Below are 18,281 nucleotides of genomic sequence, written 5' to 3' on the forward strand. Positions count from 1 at the left end.
GAGCAGCACGCCCGCCGTCTTCCACGACACGACCGTGACGGTGCGCGTCGTCTCCGACAGCGGCGCGTCGAGCTGGGTGGTCTTGTGGTCGGCGCACCCGGGTGACCTGAGCGCCTGACACGTCTCACGGGCGCACGTTGTGGTTGCTCGCGAACAGGTTGCCCGGGTCGTAGGCCCGCTTGACCTCGCGCAGCCGGGCCAGCGTCGCCTCGGGGTACGCGTTGCGGACGTCCTCCTCGGTGGCCGTGCCCATGAAGTTCACGTAGCCGCGGCCGCGCACGCCCAGGGCCTCGGCGGCCGAGGCCACCCAGGCGGTGGTCGCGGGCAGCGCGTCCGGCGCCATCGCGGTGCCGCCGACCGAGACCATGAACGCCGGGTCCCGGTGCGCGAAGGCCGTCGCGGCCGGGTCCACCCGCGAGATCGCGCCGCCCATGGGCCGGATGTTCACCGCGGACGGCCCGCTCGCCCCGGACACCGCCTCGATCGCCGCGGCGGCCCAGTCCTCGTCGGGCGCCCAGGCGCCTTCGCCGAGGAACCCGGTCCGCACGTCGCCGACGCCGCCCGCCGGCGGCCCGCCCGGCCCCTCGAACAGGGCCGTGTACGGGATCTGCTGGACGCCGTCGAGCAGCGTGCCCTGCGCGCGCAGCGGCCCGAACACCTCGGCCGCGTCGCGGGCCGCGCCCGAGTGGCACAGCAGCGCCATGAGCACCGGCTTGCCGTGCAGCTCGGCCGGGATCATCGGCACGGGCGGGGCCAGCATCACGTTCACCATGCCGGAGAACTCCTCCGGCCCCTCGGCGAACGCCCGCAGGACCGTGGCGAGCCGCGCCGGGGTGGGCTCCCACATCATCATGCCGCCCGTGACCGTGCCGACCTGGCGCAGCCGCAGGTCCAGTCGCGTGACGACGCCGAAGTTGCCGCCGCCGCCGCGCAGCGCCCAGTAGAGGTCGGGGTTGTTGTCGGCGTCGGCCTGGACCACCTTGCCGTCCGCCAGGACGACCTCGGCGCCCAGCAGGTTGTCGACCGTGAGCCCGTCGCGCCGGCTGAGGTAGCCGATCCCGCCGCCGAGGGAGATGCCCCCGACGCCGACGGTCGCGGTGTCGCCGAACCCGGTGGCCAGGCCGTGCGCGCCGGCCGCTGCCGTGTACGCGCCCGCGAGCACGCCGCCCTGCGCGCGCCCGACGCCGGCCGCGGTGTCGATCTCGACGCCGTCCAGGAGCCGCAGGTCGAGCACGAGCCCGCCGTCGACCAGGGCGTGCCGCGCCTGGTGGTGGCCGCCGCTGCGGACCGCGAGCGGCAGGCCCGCGTCCCGCGCGACCGCGAGCGCCGTCACGACCTCGTCGGTGGTCCGGACACGCGCGACGGCGGCCGGGGTGAGCGGTGAGCCACCCACGAACACGGCCGCGGTGTCGGCGAACGTGTCCGCCGAGGGGGTGAGCAGACGGTCGCCGAGCGCGGCCGCGAGCGGGGCCAGGGCGCGGGCGAGCGCCTCGGGCGAGAGCTGTGTGGTTCCGGTGGTGCTGGGGGTGTCCTGCGTGGCCATCGTCGAGCCTCCGTGTCGGTACCGGATCTTCCAGGTGACAAACGTTAGGCATCTAAGAATTAGGCGTCAATGCATTTCGGGGACGGCCGAACTATCCTGCGTCCATGCAACCAAGCGGACGGCCCGGCGGCGATCCAGACGGCCCCGCGGCGGGGGTGAACCCGGGTCAGGCCGGCCCCGTGCCGGTCGCGGTGGCCATGTGGCAGTCCGTGCACCGTGTCATGCGCGCGTTCGACGCCCACCTCTCCGAGCAGGGCGCGACGTGGCAGGTCTGGCACATCCTGCTCGCGGTGCACCAGGGCACGCCCGCCACCCAGCGCGAGCTCGCGCACGCCGTCGGCATCCGGGAGGCCACCCTCACGCACCACCTGCGCGGCATGGAGGACAAGGGGCTGATCACCCGCAGCCGCCGGACGGACAACCGCCGGGTGCAGCGCATCGAGGTCACCGCGGCGGGCGAGGCGCTCTTCCGCCGGCTCAAGGCGGAGGCGATCGAGTTCGACCGGACGCTGCGGGGCGCGATCGGCGCCGGGGAGGACGACGTCGAGGCGTTCTTCGCCACGCTGGGCCGCCTCGCCGAGTCGGTGCCCGACGGCGGGCGCGACCCGATCGCGGAGGGCTGGCCGGGCAACCAGCCGGGCTGACCCGGGGTCGATCCAGGAACCGACCCGGGAATAAACCGCGACCGATCGGGAATAGGCGCTGCCCCGGGCAACCTTGTAGGTGTCGTGCAGCACACCCCGGAGCCCCAGGCATGACCGCGACGTCCACCGGCACCACCGACACGCGACTCGGCCTGCGCGGCGACCGTGGCCCGATCCTCGGCGCGCTCATGCTCGCCACGGCGCTCGTGGCGCTCGACGCCACGATCCTCGCCACCGCCTCGACCACGATCGCGCGCGAGCTGGGCGCGTTCGAGCAGGTGCCATGGCTCTTCTCCGCGTACACGCTCGCGCAGGCCGTGACCGTGCCGGTGTACGGGCGGCTGGCCGACGTGTTCGGCCGCAAGCGCGTGATCCTCGTCGGCATCGCGCTGTTCCTGCTCGGCTCGGTGCTGTGCGCCGTGGCCTGGAGCATGCCGGCCCTGATCTGGTTCCGGGTGTTGCAGGGCCTGGGCGCCGGCGCCATCCTGCCGATGTCCATGACGATCGCCAGCGACATCTACACGCTCGCCGAGCGCGCCAAGACGCAGGGCTACATGGCCAGCGTGTGGGCCGTCTCCTCGGTGCTCGGCCCCACCCTCGGCGGTGTGTTCAGCCAGTTCGTGAGCTGGCGCTGGATCTTCTGGGTCAACGTGCCGATCGGCGCCGTGGCACTCCTGGCGATCTGGCGCAGGTTCCACGAGAAGGAGCGCGACGGCGCGCGCCAGCCGGTCGACTACGTGGGCGCGGTGCTGCTCACGGGCGGCAGCACGCTGCTGGTCCTGGGCCTGCTGGAGGGTGGCCACGCGTGGGGCTGGGCCTCCGCGCAGTCGATCGTCATCTTCGTCGCGGCCGTGGCGCTGCTGGTCGCGTTCGCCGTGTCCGCCCGGCGCACGGCCCACCCGATCTTCGACCTGCGGCTGCTGCGCCGCCGGGTCGTGGGCGCGTCGACGGCGGCGTCGCTGATGGTCGGCGTCATCACGCTCGGCCTGTCCACCTACGTGCCCATCTACGCGCAGGGCGTGCTCGGCGTCGGGCCGCTCGTGGCCGGTTTCGCACTGGCCGCGCTCACGCTCGGCTGGCCCATCGCGGCCACGCTGTCGGGCCGCGTCTACCTGGCGATCGGCTTCCGCTGGACCAGCACCATCGGCGCCGTGGTGGTGCTGGCGGGCGCGCTGCTCACGCTGGTGCTCGACGCCGACGCCGAGGTGTGGCAGATCTCCGCCGCCGTGTTCGTCATCGGGCTCGGCATGGGCCTGGTGGCCGTGCCCACCCTGCTCGCCGCCCAGCACAGCGTGGGCTGGGGCGAGCGCGGCGCGGTGACCGCGACCAACATGTTCGCCCGGTCGATCGGGCAGGCCGTCGGCGTGGCCGCGCTCGGCGCGGTGGTCAACGCCCTGACCGTCGTCGGCGCGGACGGCACGCCCGAGGGGGCGGGGCTGGCGAACGCGATGCACCTGGTCTTCTGGTGCGTCGTGGCCTGCGCCGCGGTGATGATCGGGACGGTGCTGCTGCTCCCCCGCGACAACCCGAGGCTCACGCGGTCCGCGTGACGCTCACGCGGTCCGTGTGACCACGAACCCGTCCCGCACGCCGTCGAGCACGTCCTGCACGTGCTCGCGGAAGCGGGGACAGGTGGCGATGTCGTGCGCGCGGCACTGCAGCGCGTGCTCGGTCATCGCGCGGGACGCCGCCATGTCGGCCATCCGGCGGTCCAGGTCGGCGATGTGCGCCTCCAGCACGCGGTGCCGGTCGGCCGCTCCGGCGTCGAGCATGACGCGCACCTGCTCCAGGGTCATGCCTGCCGCCTTGCTGCGCACGATGACGCCCACCCGCACCACGTCGTCGCGCCCGTACCGGCGGCGGCCGGCACCGTCGCGCACCGGGCGCAACAGGTTCTCGTCCTCCCAGTAGCGCAGCACGTGGGTCTCCAGGCCGAACCGACGGGCCGTCTCGCCGACCGACCAGGTCTCGCTTGACTTCATGTCGACATGAAGTCACATCCTGGGGTGGTACCGCAAGACGTCCCGGGAAACGGAGCCCTGCCATGTCCGCCACGCACCCCCTGACCTCCTACGACGCCGTCGTGATCGGCGGCGGCCCCGCCGGCCTGCAGGCCGCGCTCACGCTCGGCCGGATGCACCGGCGCGTGCTGCTGCTCGACTCCGGCGAGTACCGCAACGCCACGGCCGAGCACATGCACAACGTGGTGACCAACGACGGCAGGCCCCCGGCCGAGTTCCGCGCCGCGGCCCGCGCCGAGCTCGCCGCCTACGCGACGGTGACCGTCCGCGAGGACACGGCGACCGCCGTCGTGCCGGACGGCGACGGGTACCGCGTGGAGCTCGGCGCCGACGCCGTCCCCGCCCGTGCCGTGCTGCTCGCGACCGGGCTGCGCGACACCCTGCCCGCCGTCCCCGGCCTGGAGCCGCTGTTCGGCACGGTCGCCGCCGTCTGCCCCTACTGCCACGGGCACGAGCTCAGCGGCAAGCCGGTCGCGGTGCTCGGCAGTGGCCCGCACGTGACCCGGGTCGCGTTCCTGCTGGAGCGCATCGCGAGCCGCCTGACCGTCCTGGCCGACGGCGGCGACCTCGACGTGGACACGGCCACCCTGCTGGCCGACGCCGGGGTGGCCGTGCGGCCGGAGCCGGTCAAGGAGCTGGTCCGCAGCGCGGACGGCGCGACCGTCCGGTTCGCCGACGGCCCCGACGAGGAGGTGGGCGGCATCTTCGTCGCCGCCGAGTTCGGTCAGCGGGCGCCGTTCGCGGAGCAGCTCGGCCTCGACCTGCTGCCGTCGGGCGCCGTGGGGGTCGACGCGATGGCCCGTACCAGCCGGCCCGGCGTGTTCGCGGCGGGCGACATGGCCCACACCGCGGCGATGCCGGGGCCGATGGCGTCGGTGCTCATGGCGGCGGCGGCCGGCCAGCTGGCCGCTGTGTCCCTGGACGCGGAGCTGCTGGGCCGGGACCACCCGGCGCCGACGCCGGCGTGACGCGCCAGGTCGGCACCTTCCTGACTGCCGGCCGATCAGGTCGGCAGTCTGCACCGAGATCGGTCCAGGCCTGTGCCGATCTCGATGCGTAGTGCCGAGCTCACACCCGACACCAGGCAACCTGGCGAGCTGACGCCTGGCCGGTTTGTCTATGCGCTCTCGCGCAGCGCCCGGCGCTCGCTCTCGATCGCCAGGAGCTCGGCGAACGCCGAGTTGTAGGTCTCGGCGTCGGCGGGGTCGAGCCGCTGCAGGCGGCTGCGCGCGTCGTCGACCCGGCGCTTGAGGCCCAGGTCGACGACGCGGCGCACCACGCCCTCGACGAACGCCGCGACGGCGGCCTCCCGGTCCTCCGGGAGCGACGCCACCGAGAGCTGCGTGACCACGATCGCCACCGTCTCGGACGACTGCTCCAGCACCGCGGCGACCCACTGCGCTGCCGACAGCTCGCGCCCGACGGCAGCGCCCCCGGCCGCCCGGATCGCGGCGTGCACCGCGCGCCAGGCCGGCACGGCGAACGCGTCCTCGCCCAGATCGTCGAACGACGCGGGCGCGTGCTGCGGGTACTGCAGCACCGCGACGAGCGCGAGCCGCTCGTCGCGCGCCACGGGGTCCCGCGGGTCGGGGGCCGGGAGCTGCGCCACGGCGCCCGACGCCGGACGGCCACCACCCGGCGCGGACCCGGCCACCGGGGTCGCACCGGAGGCCGGCCGCGAGCCGTCGGCCGGACGGCGCTGGGACGGCGTCGACGCCGCGCGGGCCACCTCGCGGCGCACCTCGTCGATCTCCGTGCCGATCCAGCCCGCCACCTGGCGCATGTACCCGTCGCGCTGGCTGCGGTCGCGGATGCCCACGATCTCGGGCGCCGCCGCCCGCACGGCGGACACCCGACCCTCCACGGTGTTCAGGTCGAACTGCTTGATCTTGGCCTGGATCACGAAGGCGAACAGCGGCTTGCGTCCGTCGACCAGCGCGCGCACCGCCTCCGGGCCCTTGGCCATGCGCAGGTCGCACGGGTCCATGCCGTCGTCCGCGACGGCCACGTACGTCTGCGCGAAGAACCGCTGGTCCTCGCCGTAGGCGCGCTCCGCGGCCTTCTGGCCCGCCGCGTCGCCGTCGAACGTGAAGATGATCTCGCCGCCCACGGTGCCGCCGGACGCGAGCTGCATGCCGCCCCCGGCCGTCGTGTCGCCGAGCAGGCGCCGCACCACCTTGGCGTGATCGGCGCCGAAGGCCGTGCCGCACGTCGCGACCGCCGTCGTCACGCCCGACAGGTGCGCCGCCATGACGTCCGTGTACCCCTCGACAACCACCACGCGCTTGCCCTTGGCGATCTCCCGCTTGGCGAGGTCGATCCCGTACAGCACGTGCGACTTCTTGTAGAGGCTGGTCTCGGGGGTGTTGAGGTACTTGGGCCCCTGGTCGTCCTCGAACAGGCGCCGCGCGCCGAAGCCGATCACGGCCCCCGTCACGTCCCGGATGGGCCACATGACCCGCCCGCGGAACCGGTCGTAGATACCGCGCTGCCCCTGCGACATCAGCCCGCTCGCGACCAGCTCCGCCTGCGTGAAGCCCCGGCCCTGGAGGTGGCGCTGCAGCGCGTCCCAGCCCTTGGGCGCGAACCCCACGCCGAACAGCTCCGCGTCGGACCGGTCGAAGCTGCGCTCCGCGAGGAACGTGCGCGCCGCCGACGCGTCCGGCCCCATGAGCTGCTCGGCGTAGAACTCCGCGGCCACGCGGTGCGCGTCCAGCAGCCGCTGGCGCCGGCCCGGCTCCTCGCGCGGGCGCGCGGTGCCGCCCTCCTCGTAGCGGAGCTGCACGCCGGTCTTGCCCGCGAGGTACTCGATGGCCTCGGTGAAGCTCAGCCCGTCCATCTTCATGACGAACTCGATGACGTCGCCGCCCTCGCCGCACCCGAAGCAGTGGTACCGGCCCACGCTGGGCCGCACGTTGAAGCTGGGGCTGCGCTCGTCGTGGAAGGGGCACAGCCCCACCAGCGCGCCCACCCCGGCGGGCTTGAGGGTCACGTGCGCCGAGACGATCTCGTCGATCCGCGCGCGCTCGCGGACCTGGTCCACATCCTCGCGTCTGATCAGCCCGGCCACGTCGGAATTCTATGCCCGCTGCCGGGCGCCCCGGCGGCACGTCCGCGCGTACTCCCCCGGCGGCACGCCGACGGCGCGGACGAAGTCTCCCGTGAAGTGCGCCTGGTCGTAGTAGCCGACGGCGGCCGCGAGCCCCGCCAGGTCCAGGTCGGGATCACGGCCCAGCAGCTCGGCCGCGAGGTGCACGCGGTGCCGCTGCAGCACCCACTTGGGGCTCACGCCCACCCAGTCGGCGAACAGCCGCTGCAGCGAGCGCGGCGTGGTGCCGAGCGCGCCCGCGAGCGCCGCGACGGACGTGCCCGGTACGGCGTCGGCGATCACGGCGAACGCCTCCCTCAACCCGGTGAGCGCGGCGGCGGAGCGGGCGGTCCGGGACCGCTCGGCCGCTTCCCGCAGCAGCGGGGTGAGGGTCCGGACGGCGACGTCGGGCTGCCCGGCCGCCGCCTGGGCGACGGCCTCCTCGTTGGCGCGCGCCGCCGTCGGGCCGAGAAAGGCGGCGGTTCGACCGTGCCCCGCTCCCCCGGGTCGGCGCGCCCGAGCAGGGCGCGGTAGGCGCCCGGGTGCAGCTTGGTGCCGACCACCGCGCCAGAGCCGGTGAGGGTGCGCACGAAGAGGCCGGCGGGCATCGCGTAGGCGAGCAGGCCCTCCCGCTCGGCGACCACGTGCCCCACGGGGTGCGGCATGACGGTCTGGGTGAACGCGACCCCGGGCGGCAGGTCCCAGCTGATCACCCAGTGCCAGTCCACGAGGTCGGCGAGGTCGGACGCCGGCTCCACGCGGGCGAGGGCGAACGAGTCGCGCGCCCGCACGGGGTCGACGATGCCGAGGGTGGGCCCGGAGTCGAGCGCGCTGATCGTGGAGGTCGGGGTCACGGCAGCCTCGCCGTCGAACACCTGTCGCATTCTTCCAAGACTGGCACATCCGCGCCGCGCCAGCATCGATGACATGAGGAACTCAGCCCTGCACCCCAACATCGCCGTGTCCGACGCCCGCGCCGCCATCGCCTTCTACGAGGCGGCGCTGGGGGCCGAGACGCTCGACGTGATCACCGCGGGCGACGCGGTGATCCACTCCGACCTGGTCCTGCGGTCCGCCGCGGGCGAGTCGACCTTCACCGTCGCGGGCGCGTTCCCGCCCGACTCGGCGGCGCCCGAGCCCGGCGGGCCGACGCACGCGAGCTTCACGATCCCGGTCGAGGACACCGACGCGGCGTACGCCCGCGCGATCGGGGCCGGCGCGAGCAGCCTGGCCGAGCCGGCCGACTGGTTCGAGGGCTTCCGGCAGGCCGCGGTGCGCTGCCCGTTCGGCCACCGCTGGTACTTCGTGACGGTCGCCGAGTCGGTCACGCCCGACGACGTCCAGCGCGCGAGCGACGCCTGGATGTCGGCCCGCGACTGACGTGTCAGACGCACAGGTCACCCGAGGGACCTGTACGTCTGGCACGCTCCCTGGTTTGGTTTGCCGGACTAGCGCGGTTCGGTACGCTTTGCCCGACTCAGGGAGGAACAAAGGCACCATGGGAATCAGGTATCGCAAGCGGCTGTCGCTCGGACCGCTCAAGTTCAACATCACGCAGCGGGGCCTGTCGTCGATGAGCTTCAAGGTGGGTCCCTGGACCTGGAACTCCAAGACCAAGAAGCACTCGATCAACCTTCCCGGCGGCCTGAGCTGGTACAGCAACAACAAGTAGCGCTGCACGGCGGAGGCAGGGACCTGCCTCCGCCGGCGACCACGTGATTCCGGGATGTCGGAGCGCGTGACTAGAGTGGCGGGCGTGGAGCAAGCCCTCGGGAAGAGCATCCCGCCGTCGTACAGCGCGCAGGACGTCGAGCGCTGGGTGACCGAACCACCCAAGTCGCAGGCCCGGACCCCGTTCGAACGCGACCGCGGGCGCGTGGTGCACTCCTCCGCGCTGCGCCGGCTCGGCGCCAAGACCCAGGTGCTCGGCGCCGGGCACGACGACTTCGTCCGCACCCGCCTCACGCACTCCCTCGAGGTGGCGCAGGTGGGCCGCGGCATGGGCCGCTCGCTCGGCTGCGACCCCGACGTCGTCGACACCGCCTGCCTCACCCACGACCTGGGGCACCCGCCCTTCGGGCACAACGGCGAGACGGCGCTGGCCGAGATCGCCGAGCCGATCGGTGGCTTCGAGGGCAACGCCCAGACCCTGCGCCTGCTGACGCGGCTGGAGCCCAAGGTGATCGGGTTCGACGGCGTCCCCGCGGGCCTCAACCTGACCCGGGCCAGCCTCGACGCGAGCGTGAAGTACCCGTGGGCCTACGGCGCGGGCCCCGCCCGGCCGGACGGCACGGCCAGCCGCAAGTTCGGCGTCTACCCCGACGACCTGCCCGTGTTCACGTGGCTGCGCAAGGACGCGCCGGACGGCGTGAAGTGCCTGGAGGCGCAGGTCATGGACCTCGCCGACGACATCAGCTACTCCGTGCACGACGTCGAGGACGGCGTGGTCGCCGGGCGCATCGACCTGGACCTCATGGCGGACGCCGAGGAGCGGGCGCGCGTGGCCGAGTTCGTGCGGTCCTGGTACGGCGAGTGGTACCGGGCCGACGCCGTCGACGCCGCGATCGGGCGGCTGCAGGAGTACCTGCGCGGCGAGGGCCACCTGGTGCGGGCCTTCGACGGCTCGCGCGGCTCGCTGGCCTCGCTCAAGGATATGACGAGCCAGCTCATCGGCCGGTTCATCGGCGCGGCGATCGACGCCACGCGCGCCGAGTACGGCGACGGGGCGCTCACGCGGTACGCCGCGCGGCTCGTGGTGCCCGACGAGACCGAGCACGAGATCCTCGCGCTCAAGGGCATCGCCGTGGCCTACGTGATGGCACCCCGCGGTCAGGAGCCCCGCTACCTGCGGGAGCGGGAGATCCTGACCGACCTGGTGCGCGTGCTGGCCGACCGCGGCCCGGACGAGCTGGAGCCGCCGCTCGCCGCGGACTGGCGCGCGGCGTCCGACGACGCCGCGCGCCTGCGCGTGGTGGTGGACCAGGTCGCGTCCCTGACGGACCTGTCCGCGATCGCGCTGCACCGCCGGCTGGTGACGCCGGGCGCCTGACAGGCCCGCGATCAGGCGGTCCGGTGGCGGGCGCCGCCCTCGACGTGGATCGTCTCGCCGGACACGAACCCGGCCCGGAGCAGCCACATCACCGCGTCGACGACGTCGTCCGCCTCGCCGTGCCGGCCGACCAGCGTCCCGGCGGCACTCCGGCTCAGCAGGCCGGCCTTGCCCTCGCCCAGCCGGTCCCAGGCGCCGGAGTCGACCACGCCGGGCGAGACGGCGTTGACCCGCACCGGGGCGAGGTCGGCCGCGAGATGACGGGCGAGGTGCTCGACGGCGCCGTTGGTCACGCCCTTGACCAGTGAGCCGGGTCCCGGCCGCCACCCGACGACCCCGGAGAACAGCACGATCGACCCGTTCGGCCGCAGCACCGGCCCGAGGTGCTTGGCGACCAGCATCGGCCCGATCACCTTCGCGGTGAACGCGGCCACCAGCTGGTCGTGGTCCAGCTCGGCCGCCCGGACGTCGTGCGGCGCCGAACCGGTGGTCACGACGTGGTCGATCCCGTCCGTGAGCCGAGCGGCCGCGGCCGCCATCGTCGTCTCGTCCTGCAGGTCCACGCGCACCGCGGTCGCGCCGATCTCGTGCGCCAGCGCCTCGGCGGCAGCCAGGTCTCGCGCACCGACCACCACCTCGTACCCGTCGGCCGCCGCGCGCCGTGCGACTGCCGCCCCCAGCGCCCGTGCGCCCCCGATGACCAGAACCCGTTCCATCTCGCACTCCCTCTCGTAGGATCGGGATCACGGTATGGATTTGATACCGGTATCTTCAACGGAACTGGGAGCTGCGATGGGCCAGGCCTACAACGTGATGGCGGCGACGTGCCCGAGCCGGACCGTGCTCCACCGCATCGGCGCCCGGTGGACGGTGTTCGTCGTCAACGCCCTGGACGACGGCCCTCGTCGCTTCACCGACCTCAAGGCACACATCCAGGGCATCACCCCGAAGGTGCTGACCGAGACGCTCCGCTCCCTCGAGGTCGACGGTCTGATCAGCCGGCACGAGTACGCCGAGAACCCGCCACGCGTCGAGTACGCCCTGACGCCGCTGGGGCGCACCCTCCTCGTGCCGCTCCGCGCCGTACGGCTCTGGGCCGAGCAGCACGTCCCCGACATCGAGGCCGCGCGGACCCGCCACGAGGAGCGGGCCCGCGTCACCCCCTGACCCGCGTCTCAACCCTTGACGGAGCCCGCCGTCAGCCCGCCCACGATGTACTTCTGCAGGAACAGGAACAGCGCCAGCACCGGCAGGGCCGAGACCACGGCGCCCGCCGTGAACAGGCCCCAGTTGGCGTCCTGCAGCGACGACACCCAGCCGTAGAGCCCCACGGCGAGGGTCCAGTTCTCCTCCGACTGCAGCAGCACGCGCGCGATGATGAACTCGCCGAACGTGCTGATGAAGCTGAGCAGGCCCACCACGGCGAGGATCGGCGCGGTCAGGCGCAGCACGATGGTCCAGTAGATCTGGGCGTGCGAGGCGCCGTCGATCTTCGCGGCCTCGTCGATCTCGCGCGGCACGGTGTTGAAGAACCCGTACATGAGGAACGTGTTCACGCCGAGCGCGCCGCCCAGGTACACGCAGATCAGCGAGAGCTTGGAGTCCAGGCCCAGGCCCGGCACCACGTTGCCGAGCGAGATGAGCAGCAGGAAGATCGCCACGAAGGCGAGCATCTGCGGGAACATCTGGATCACGAGCAGGGCGGTGAGCCCCACCCGGCGTCCGCTGAACCGGAACCGCGAGAAGGCGTACGCGGCGGCGGCGCCCATGAGCACCGTCCCGGCGCCCGTCGCGACCGCCACCACCAGGGTGTTGGCCATCCAGGTCCAGAACCGCGTGCCGCCGAGCGCCACGTAGTTGGCCCCCGACACCGAGGCGAACAGCTCGTTGGAGCCGGTGAGCGTGCCGCCGTCGGCCAGCGAGGCGGAGACGACGTAGACCAGTGGGAAGCCCGCGTAGGCCACGGCGAGGATGCCGACCAGGTGGCGCCAGCCGATCTCGGAGAACCAGCGGGCGCGGTGGCCCGGACGGCGGACGAAGGGTGCTGTCCTTGCGCTCATCAGGCGATCTCCTCGAGCGATCGGGTGCGCCGGAACGCGAGGGCGGAGATGGTCGCGACCACCACGAAGATCACGATCGACAGGGCGCTGGCCAGGCCGTAGTCCTTGGCCGCCGTCCCGTCGAGCCCGGACACCGAGTAGACCATCGAGATGAGGATGTCGGTGTGCCCGAGCGGCACCGAGGCGTCGTCGAACCGCGGGCCGCCGCCCGTGAGCATGTAGATCAGCGTGAAGTTGTTGAAGTTGAACGCGAACGACGAGATGAGCAGCGGCGCCGTCGCGACCAGGAGCAGCGGCAGCGTGATCGAGCGCCACGTGCGCCAGCGGCCCGCGCCGTCGATCTTCGCGGCCTCCAGCACGTCGGTCGGCAGGGACTGCAGCGCGCCCGTGCAGATCAGGAACATGTACGGGAAGCCGAGCCACAGGTTCACGCCGAGCACCGCCAGCTTGGCGAGCACCGGGTCGGTGAGCCACGGGATCGACGCCCCGCCCAGCAGCACCTCGTTGACGAACCCGTAGGACCGGTTCAGCATGCCGGACCACAGCAGGGCCGCGAGGAACCCCGGGATCGCGTACGGCAGGATCACGAGCGTCCGGTAGACCCGGCGGCCGCGCAGGCGCGCGTCGTTGAACGCGATCGCCAGGAACAGCCCGAGCAGGAACGTGGAGGCCACCGAGAGCACGGCGAACGCGAACGTCCACACCAGGATCTTGCCGAACGGCCCGGCGTAGCGGTCGTCGCCGAACGCGGTGACGAAGTTGTCCAGCCCCACCAGCACGCGCCAGCCCACGGGGAGCGTGGTGCCGTCCGCGGCCTCGAACTGGCCGTCGTCGTTGGGCGTGTACGTCACCCCGGTGGTGGTGTCGGTCATGGTGTCCGACGCCGCGTCGTACTCCAGCGTGGAGGTGAAGACATAGCCGGTGCGAGCGTCCTGCGTGCGGACCGAGCCCTCGTTCGGGTCGTCCGAGACGGGGACGCGCAGCTCGGTGACCTCCTGCTGCCGCTCCAGGACCGTGGCGTACTCCAGCACGTCGTAGCCGGGCAGCGCGGTGACGCGGCCGGCGTCGACGGTCGCGCCGTCCACGGCCTGCAGCGGCTGGTCGGCGGTGCCGGCCTGGACGGCGCCGTCGGGCGAGACGAGGGCGAAGCCGAGCGTGTCGCCGTCGGCCACGACCGTCAGCGGCGAGGAGGGCGAGCCCTCGACCCGGCGCTCGTTCTGCACCAGGAGGGCCTCGATGGCCTGCTCCTTGGTGCTGTTGTGCCCGTCGCCGTAGTTGGTGAACGCGACGTAGCCCGTGTAGGCCACCACGTACACCTGGTAGACGAGCAGGAAGGCCAGGCCCGGCAGGATGTACTTGAGCGGCAGGGCGCGCTTGGAGAAGTAGGCCCAGTTGGCCACGAGCAGCAGCGCCACCATGGCGGCCAGCACGCCCCAGGACTCGGCGCCCCACGCGGCCAGCACGGCGTAGACGCCCAGGGCGTCCACCAGGGCGATGAGGACGAGCTTGACGAGAAACCCGGGGCTCCAGCCGGAGCCCCGGGTCACCGGTGAGTACATCAACCGATCTCGCCCTGGATGTCGGCGACCATCTTGTCCCAGGCCTTCGCCGGGTCGGACTTGCCGGAGACGATCGCGGCCTCGGTCACGCCCCAGTACGCCCACACGGCGCCCATCTCGGGCAGCGACGGCATCGGGACGGCGTCGGCGCCCACGGCGCGGAAGCCCGCGGTGATCGGGTCCTCGGAGGCGGTGTCGGCGGCCTCGATGAGGGCCGGCGGACGGTCGCCCGCCTCGTAGAGGGCGAGCTGCGCCTCGGGGGTGGCCATGTAGTTGACCAGGAAGTCGTTCGCGAGCAGCGCGTTCTCGCTCTGCGCGCTCACGTAAAACCCGGCCACGCCCACGAACGGCTGGGCGGGCTCGCCGCCGGCGCTCGGGATCGGGTCGATCGCCAGGTCGAGGTCGCCGAACGACTCCAGCATCCACGGGCCGCCCACGATGAACGGCGACTCGCCCTTGGCGAAGGCCGCCAGCGCGATGTCGTAGGTGACGTCGGTGCTCAGGTTGCCGGCGTCGCCCTGCTCGGCGAGCCACTCGGCGAACGCGGTGCCGCCCTCGCCACCGAGCGCGAGCTCGGGCTTGTACGAGCCGTCCTCGTTCTGCTCGAAGACCGGGGCGCCGAACGACGTCTGCAGCGGGTAGAAGGTGTAGGGGTCACCCTCGGTGGAGGTCTGGATCAGCAGCGGGTACTTGGTGCCGGCGTCCTTGCCGGCCGCGATCGCGTCGTCCCAGGTGGCGGGCGCCTCCGGGGCGAGCTCCGTGTTGCGGATGAGCGCGATGTTCTCCACGGCGTAGGGCAGGCCGTAGACCTGGCCGTCCTGCGTGAAGGCCGAGACGGAGACCGGCTCGAAGGCGTCGGCCGTGTCGCCGAGCTCGATCGGGGCCACCACGCCGTTGGTCGTGAGCTCACCCAGCCAGTCGTGGGCGCCGACGGTGATGTCCGGGCCCTTGCCCGTGGGCACCTGGGCCAGGAAGTCGGGGCGGATGTCCTCGAAGTTCTTCAGGACCACCTCCACCTGCGCGCCCGTGGCCTCCTCGAAGCCGGTGGCGGCCTCCTCCACGGCGGCCTGGCGGGTCTCGTCGACCCACACGGTGAGGGTGGCGCCCTCGCCGCTCGGCGGGGCGGACTCCTCGCCGCCTGCTTGATCCTCTGCGCCGCCCGAGCAGGCGGCCAGCGCCAGCGTCGTGGTCAGGACAGCGGCGGTCAGGATGCTCCGTCGCATCGTCACTCCCGATGGTTCGCGGCCCGACGTCGGGCCTGGGTTTCGATGCCCGAACCGTACGGCTCTGTCGGCCGATTGTGCAAGAAGTTGCGATAAAGTTTCAGCATCGCTTGCAACCCGGCATCCGACACCCGGTAAACACCCAGGACGAAGGAACCGCATGTCGCCTAGGCTGCCAGGCGTGCGCACCCGACTGACCGACCTCGCCGAACAGGCAGGGGTCTCCACCGCGACCGTGTCGCGCGTGCTCAACGGCAAGCCCGGCGTGGCGGGCGAGACCCGCCAGGCGGTGCTCGCCGCCCTGGACGTGCTCGGCTACGAGCGGCCGTCCGCGCTGCGCGCCCGCCCCGCCGGCCTCATCGGCCTGGTGGTCCCCGAGCTGTCCAACCCGGTGTTCCCCGCGTTCGCGCAGGCCATCGAGTCGCAGCTCGCGTCGCGCGGCTACACGCCGCTGCTGTGCACCCAGTCGCCGGGCGGCACCACCGAGGACGAGTACGTCGAGACGCTCATCGACCACGCCGTGGACGGCATCGTCTTCGTCTCCGGCAAGCACGCCGACACGCGGGCGTCGACCGAGCGCTACCAGCGGCTGCGCGGCCGCGGCCTGCCGATCGTGCTGATCAACGGCTACGCCGAGGGCATCGACGCCCCCTTCGTCTCGCCGGACGACGCCGCCAGCATCGAGCTGTCGGTGCGGCACCTGGTGGCACTGGGCCACCGCAGCATCGGCATGGCGATCGGCCCGGACCGGTTCGTGCCGGCCAAGCGCAAGATCGAGGCGTTCGTGGCGCAGCTCCTGCGTCACGGCCTGGCCGCCACCGAGCAGGAGGCGCGGGAGCACGTCAGCCTCACCCTCTACACGCTGGAGGGCGGCCAGGCCGCGGCCGGCGAGCTGTTCGACTCCGGGCACACCGCCGTGGTCTGCGGGTCCGACCTGATGGCGCTCGGCGCCGTACGGGCGGCGCACGCCCGCGGCCTGTCCGTGCCCGACGACGTGAGCGTGGTCGGCTACGACGACTCGCCCCTGGTGGCGTTCACCGACCCGCCGCTGACGACGGTGCGCCAGCCCGTGGCCGACATGGCGCACGCGGCCGTGAGCGCCCTGCTCACCGAGATCCACGGCGAGCGCGCGCCCCGTTCGGAGCTGCTGTTCACCCCCGAGCTGGTCGTGCGCGGCTCGACCGGCGCGGCGCCGCACGCCGCTGTCTGACGCAGCACACTGTCCGATCGGGCGCGATTCCTCCCGTACGCTTGCAGCAAGCGTTACAGCCCCCTTTCCCGACCCCCGAGGACGCGACACGTGACTAGCACTGCCCCGATCACCACCGACGACCTCACCGCCGGAGCCCCCGTCCACACCCCCGCCGGCAGCGGCGAGTGGTGGCGTGACGCGGTGATCTACCAGGTCTACCCGCGCTCGTTCGCGGACGGGAACGGCGACGGGACCGGCGACCTGCCGGGCGTCACCGCCAAGCTCGACCACCTGGCCCAGCTCGGCGTCGACGCCGTGTGGCTGAGCCCGTTCTACCGCTCACCCCAGAAGGACGCCGGCTACGACGTGGCCGACTACCGCGACATCGACCCGCTGTTCGGCACGCTCGCCGACTTCGACGAGATGCTCGCCGGCGCCCACGAGCGCGGCCTGAAGGTCATCGTCGACCTCGTGCCCAACCACTCCTCCGACCAGCACGCCTGGTTCCAGGAGGCGCTGGCCGCCGCCCCCGGCTCGGCCGAGCGCGAGCGGTACATGTTCCGCGACGGCCGCGGCCCGGCCGGCGACGAGGTACCGAACAACTGGCAGTCCATCTTCGGCGGCCCGGCGTGGACGCGGCTCGCGCCGCGGGAGGACGACGGCCCGCTGGGCCCGCAGTGGTACCTGCACCTCTTCGACTCCACGCAGCCCGACCTGAACTGGGACAACCCCGAGGTCCGCGCGGAGTTCGAGGACGTGCTGCGGTTCTGGCTCGACCGGGGCGTGGACGGGTTCCGCGTCGACGTCGCGCACGGCATGATCAAGGCCGCCGGCCTGCCCGACTGGGACGGCCAGGTGGCCATGGTCGAGGGCACGGTCGAGGAGGCCACCGACCCAGCCGCGCCCGAGGACGGATCCACGGGCGCGGGCAACCGCGGCCCGATGTTCGACCAGGACGGCGTGCACGACATCTACCGCGCCTGGCACAAGGTGCTCGCCGAGTACGACGGCGACCGCTGCCTGGTGGCCGAGGCCTGGGTCGAGCCCCTGAGCCGCCTGGCCCGGTACGTGCGCCCCGACGAGATGCACCAGGCCTTCAACTTCTCGTTCCTCACGGCGCCGTGGGACGCGGCGACGGTGCGCACCGTCGTCAACGCCTCGCTGAGCACCATGGAGGCCGTCGGCGCCCCCACCACCTGGGTGCTCTCCAACCACGACGTCGTGCGGCACGCGTCGCGCTTCGGCCTGGACGAGATCGGCGGCCGTCAGCTCAACGGCATCGGCGCCACCGACCCGCAGCCCGACGCCGCGCTCGGCCTGCGCCGCGCGCGCGCCGCGACGCTGCTCATGCTCGGCCTGCCGGGCTCGGCGTACATGTACCAGGGTGAGGAGCTCGGCCTGCCCGACCACACCGCCCTGCCCGACGACGTGCGCCAGGACCCGTCGTTCTTCCGCACGAACGGCGCCGAGCCGGGCCGCGACGGCTGCCGCGTGCCGCTGCCGTGGGTCGGCGGCGCGCCGGGCAACGGGTTCGGCCCCACGGGCAAGACGTGGCTGCCGCAGCCCGACGTCTACGCCGAGCTCGCCGCCGACCAGCAGTACGGCGTGAAGGGTTCCACCTACGAGATGTACCGGGCGGCGCTCGGCCTGCGCCGGGCCGAGAACCTCGGCGCGGGCGCGCTCGCGTGGGTCGACTCGCTGGCCGACCACCCGGACGTCGTCGCCCTGCGGGTGGCGGACGTCGTCGTGGTCGCCAACCTCGGTGCGTCGCCGTTCGCGCTGCCCGCCGGGGCGCAGGTGCTGGTGGCCTCGGGCGAGCTCGACGAGACCTCGGGTGAGCTGCCGTCGGACACGACGGTCTGGCTGCGCGCCTGACAGCACGCCCCGCGGGGCAGGACGCCG

At 73.1% G+C, this 18,281-nt stretch carries 18 protein-coding genes; 9 read left to right on the plus strand and 9 right to left on the minus strand.

Annotation, left to right across the window (positions count from 1 at the left end; all coding sequences use genetic code 11):
* Positions 1 to 124 precede the first annotated feature (124 nt).
* Positions 125 to 1,543, minus strand: coding sequence for an FAD-binding oxidoreductase (locus AB0I29_RS25155; RefSeq protein WP_357486735.1), 1,419 nt, complete (start codon positions 1,541 to 1,543; stop codon positions 125 to 127).
* Between the two features lie 104 nt (positions 1,544 to 1,647).
* Here AB0I29_RS25155 and AB0I29_RS25160 point away from each other — a divergent pair, with 104 nt between their 5' ends.
* Both AB0I29_RS25160 and AB0I29_RS25165 read left to right on the plus strand, forming a co-directional pair.
* Positions 1,648 to 2,187, plus strand: coding sequence for a MarR family winged helix-turn-helix transcriptional regulator (locus AB0I29_RS25160; protein ID WP_357486737.1), 540 nt, complete (start codon positions 1,648 to 1,650; stop codon positions 2,185 to 2,187).
* A 110-nt stretch (positions 2,188 to 2,297) separates the two neighbouring features.
* On the plus strand, positions 2,298 to 3,737 hold the full coding sequence (locus AB0I29_RS25165) for an MDR family MFS transporter (RefSeq protein WP_357486739.1): 1,440 nt from the start codon (positions 2,298 to 2,300) through the stop codon (positions 3,735 to 3,737).
* A gap of 3 nt (positions 3,738 to 3,740) precedes the next feature.
* Here the strand turns inward: AB0I29_RS25165 and AB0I29_RS25170 are convergent, their stop codons facing one another.
* Complete coding sequence (locus AB0I29_RS25170; protein WP_357486741.1) at positions 3,741 to 4,169, minus strand: MerR family transcriptional regulator; 429 nt, start codon at positions 4,167 to 4,169, stop codon at positions 3,741 to 3,743.
* A 62-nt stretch (positions 4,170 to 4,231) separates the two neighbouring features.
* On the opposite strand from AB0I29_RS25170, the gene AB0I29_RS25175 reads away from it, so the two are divergent.
* Positions 4,232 to 5,176 (plus strand): NAD(P)/FAD-dependent oxidoreductase, encoded by a 945-nt coding sequence (locus tag AB0I29_RS25175; RefSeq protein ID WP_357486743.1) that lies wholly within the window; start codon positions 4,232 to 4,234, stop codon positions 5,174 to 5,176.
* A gap of 149 nt (positions 5,177 to 5,325) precedes the next feature.
* Here the strand turns inward: AB0I29_RS25175 and dnaG are convergent, their stop codons facing one another.
* The 3 genes from dnaG to AB0I29_RS25190 are packed head-to-tail and all read right to left on the minus strand — an operon-like array spanning position 5,326 to position 8,180.
* A complete protein-coding gene (gene dnaG, locus AB0I29_RS25180; RefSeq protein ID WP_357486745.1) occupies positions 5,326 to 7,278 on the minus strand; it encodes a DNA primase in 1,953 nt (650 codons plus the stop codon).
* Between the two features lie 9 nt (positions 7,279 to 7,287).
* Complete coding sequence (locus AB0I29_RS25185) at positions 7,288 to 7,599, minus strand: helix-turn-helix domain-containing protein (protein WP_357486747.1); 312 nt, start codon at positions 7,597 to 7,599, stop codon at positions 7,288 to 7,290.
* A gap of 14 nt (positions 7,600 to 7,613) precedes the next feature.
* Positions 7,614 to 8,180 carry a DUF6597 domain-containing transcriptional factor gene (locus AB0I29_RS25190; RefSeq protein WP_357486749.1) on the minus strand — a complete coding sequence of 189 codons (567 nt, stop codon included), beginning with the start codon at positions 8,178 to 8,180 and terminating at the stop codon, positions 7,614 to 7,616.
* Between the two features lie 43 nt (positions 8,181 to 8,223).
* Here AB0I29_RS25190 and AB0I29_RS25195 point away from each other — a divergent pair, with 43 nt between their 5' ends.
* From AB0I29_RS25195 to AB0I29_RS25205, 3 genes are all read left to right on the plus strand, one after another.
* Positions 8,224 to 8,676, plus strand: a complete 453-nt coding sequence (locus AB0I29_RS25195; RefSeq protein ID WP_357486751.1) for a VOC family protein — start codon at positions 8,224 to 8,226, stop codon at positions 8,674 to 8,676.
* Positions 8,677 to 8,794: 118 nt separating this feature from the next.
* Positions 8,795 to 8,968 (plus strand): DUF4236 domain-containing protein, encoded by a 174-nt coding sequence (locus AB0I29_RS25200; RefSeq protein ID WP_357486753.1) that lies wholly within the window; start codon positions 8,795 to 8,797, stop codon positions 8,966 to 8,968.
* A 75-nt stretch (positions 8,969 to 9,043) separates the two neighbouring features.
* Complete coding sequence (locus tag AB0I29_RS25205; RefSeq protein WP_285107410.1) at positions 9,044 to 10,345, plus strand: deoxyguanosinetriphosphate triphosphohydrolase; 1,302 nt, start codon at positions 9,044 to 9,046, stop codon at positions 10,343 to 10,345.
* 11 nt (positions 10,346 to 10,356) lie between these two features.
* On the opposite strand, the gene AB0I29_RS25210 is transcribed toward AB0I29_RS25205, so the two are convergent.
* Positions 10,357 to 11,061 carry an SDR family oxidoreductase gene (locus AB0I29_RS25210; RefSeq protein ID WP_357486755.1) on the minus strand — a complete coding sequence of 235 codons (705 nt, stop codon included), beginning with the start codon at positions 11,059 to 11,061 and terminating at the stop codon, positions 10,357 to 10,359.
* Positions 11,062 to 11,137: 76 nt separating this feature from the next.
* On the opposite strand from AB0I29_RS25210, the gene AB0I29_RS25215 reads away from it, so the two are divergent.
* Positions 11,138 to 11,512, plus strand: coding sequence for a helix-turn-helix domain-containing protein (locus tag AB0I29_RS25215; protein ID WP_285107391.1), 375 nt, complete (start codon positions 11,138 to 11,140; stop codon positions 11,510 to 11,512).
* 8 nt (positions 11,513 to 11,520) lie between these two features.
* Here the strand turns inward: AB0I29_RS25215 and AB0I29_RS25220 are convergent, their stop codons facing one another.
* Genes AB0I29_RS25220 through AB0I29_RS25230 form a run of 3 tightly spaced genes read right to left on the minus strand, consistent with a single transcriptional unit; the run spans position 11,521 to position 15,187 of the window.
* Entirely contained in the window at positions 11,521 to 12,405 is an 885-nt protein-coding gene (locus tag AB0I29_RS25220) for a sugar ABC transporter permease (RefSeq protein WP_285107389.1), read from the minus strand.
* Positions 12,405 to 13,964: an ABC transporter permease subunit gene (locus AB0I29_RS25225; RefSeq protein ID WP_357486758.1), complete on the minus strand. Its 1,560-nt coding sequence runs from the start codon at positions 13,962 to 13,964 to the stop codon at positions 12,405 to 12,407. Before AB0I29_RS25225 ends, AB0I29_RS25220 begins: the two co-directional genes overlap by 1 nt.
* A complete protein-coding gene (locus AB0I29_RS25230) occupies positions 13,964 to 15,187 on the minus strand; it encodes a maltose ABC transporter substrate-binding protein (protein WP_357486760.1) in 1,224 nt (407 codons plus the stop codon). The genes AB0I29_RS25225 and AB0I29_RS25230 overlap by 1 nt, the downstream gene beginning before the upstream one ends.
* Positions 15,188 to 15,347: 160 nt before the next feature.
* Between AB0I29_RS25230 and AB0I29_RS25235 the strand changes: the two genes are divergently transcribed.
* The gene (locus AB0I29_RS25235; RefSeq protein WP_285107384.1) at positions 15,348 to 16,397 is read left to right on the plus strand and encodes a LacI family DNA-binding transcriptional regulator; all 1,050 of its coding nucleotides are present in this window, start codon (positions 15,348 to 15,350) and stop codon (positions 16,395 to 16,397) included.
* Positions 16,398 to 16,505: 108 nt separating this feature from the next.
* Positions 16,506 to 18,254 carry a glycoside hydrolase family 13 protein gene (locus AB0I29_RS25240; protein ID WP_357486827.1) on the plus strand — a complete coding sequence of 583 codons (1,749 nt, stop codon included), beginning with the start codon at positions 16,506 to 16,508 and terminating at the stop codon, positions 18,252 to 18,254.
* Positions 18,255 to 18,281 lie beyond the last annotated feature (27 nt).

The sequence above is a fragment of the Promicromonospora sp. NPDC050262 genome (assembly GCF_040655935.1).
In the GTDB taxonomy this organism is placed as follows: domain Bacteria; phylum Actinomycetota; class Actinomycetes; order Actinomycetales; family Cellulomonadaceae; genus Promicromonospora.

Bases quoted from the DNA above. Each gene is read 5' to 3' on its own strand.
- AB0I29_RS25155 (WP_357486735.1), bottom strand. From the start codon at position 1,543: ATGGCCACGCAGGACACCCCCAGCACCACCGGAACCACACAGCTCTCG.
- AB0I29_RS25160 (WP_357486737.1), top strand. From the start codon at position 1,648: ATGCAACCAAGCGGACGGCCCGGCGGCGATCCAGACGGCCCCGCGGCG.
- AB0I29_RS25165 (WP_357486739.1), top strand. From the start codon at position 2,298: ATGACCGCGACGTCCACCGGCACCACCGACACGCGACTCGGCCTGCGC.
- AB0I29_RS25170 (WP_357486741.1), bottom strand. From the start codon at position 4,169: ATGAAGTCAAGCGAGACCTGGTCGGTCGGCGAGACGGCCCGTCGGTTC.
- AB0I29_RS25175 (WP_357486743.1), top strand. From the start codon at position 4,232: ATGTCCGCCACGCACCCCCTGACCTCCTACGACGCCGTCGTGATCGGC.
- AB0I29_RS25190 (WP_357486749.1), bottom strand. From the start codon at position 8,180: ATGCGACAGGTGTTCGACGGCGAGGCTGCCGTGACCCCGACCTCCACG.
- AB0I29_RS25195 (WP_357486751.1), top strand. From the start codon at position 8,224: ATGAGGAACTCAGCCCTGCACCCCAACATCGCCGTGTCCGACGCCCGC.
- AB0I29_RS25200 (WP_357486753.1), top strand. From the start codon at position 8,795: ATGGGAATCAGGTATCGCAAGCGGCTGTCGCTCGGACCGCTCAAGTTC.
- AB0I29_RS25210 (WP_357486755.1), bottom strand. From the start codon at position 11,061: ATGGAACGGGTTCTGGTCATCGGGGGCGCACGGGCGCTGGGGGCGGCA.
- AB0I29_RS25215 (WP_285107391.1), top strand. From the start codon at position 11,138: ATGGGCCAGGCCTACAACGTGATGGCGGCGACGTGCCCGAGCCGGACC.
- AB0I29_RS25220 (WP_285107389.1), bottom strand. From the start codon at position 12,405: ATGAGCGCAAGGACAGCACCCTTCGTCCGCCGTCCGGGCCACCGCGCC.
- AB0I29_RS25225 (WP_357486758.1), bottom strand. From the start codon at position 13,964: ATGTACTCACCGGTGACCCGGGGCTCCGGCTGGAGCCCCGGGTTTCTC.
- AB0I29_RS25230 (WP_357486760.1), bottom strand. From the start codon at position 15,187: ATGCGACGGAGCATCCTGACCGCCGCTGTCCTGACCACGACGCTGGCG.
- AB0I29_RS25235 (WP_285107384.1), top strand. From the start codon at position 15,348: ATGTCGCCTAGGCTGCCAGGCGTGCGCACCCGACTGACCGACCTCGCC.